Source organism: Kineococcus glutinatus (genome assembly GCF_039542765.1).
In the GTDB taxonomy this organism is placed as follows: domain Bacteria; phylum Actinomycetota; class Actinomycetes; order Actinomycetales; family Kineococcaceae; genus Kineococcus_A; species Kineococcus_A glutinatus.
In genome coordinates this window covers 1-566 of record NZ_BAABIL010000704.1, presented here as the reverse complement: position 1 = coordinate 566, position 566 = coordinate 1, and the positions used below count along the sequence as shown (strand labels likewise).

General features: G+C 77.4%; 1 protein-coding gene. It reads left to right on the top strand.

Translation table 11 applies throughout. The features are described from left to right. Positions 1–132 precede the first annotated feature (132 nt). A partial coding sequence (locus tag ABEB16_RS20395; RefSeq protein WP_345714022.1) for an acyl-CoA thioesterase occupies positions 133–566 on the top strand: 434 nt, incomplete at its 3' end.

Below are 566 nucleotides of genomic sequence, written 5' to 3'. Positions count from 1 at the left end.
GCCCCCGCCGCCGGCCCCGTGGCCCCCGCGCCGCGCCCGGTGACCGACGAGGCCGAGGACGCCCCCCGCCCCTGAGGCCCGCCCGCCCGGCCCGCCGCACGCCTCCCGGCGGGCGGGCGGCAGGATGGGGTCGTGGCCCGTCTGCGACTCCTCATCCCTCTGCGCTGGGCGGACATGGACGCCTACCGCCACGTCAACAACGTCGAGCTGCTGCGGCTGCTGGAGGAGGCCCGGGTGCGGGCCTTCAGCCGGCCGCTGCCCGGGCAGCGGCCGGACCTGCTCGCCACCGGCATCGTGGTCGCCCGCCACGAGGTGGAGTACCTGGCCCCCCTGGACTACCGGCCCGAGCCGGTCGCGGTGGACCTGTGGGTGCACGACGTGGGCGGCGCCAGCTTCGAGCTGGGCTACGAGGTGCGCGAACCCGGGGGCGAGGCGGTCTACCTGCTGGCGACGAGCTCGATGGTCGCCTACGACTTCGCCACCGGCCGCCCGCGGCGCCTCGACGAGGCCCAGCGCTCGCCCACGATCTCCAGGGCGCGCGTGACGCCGTCGTACTGCCCGTACCC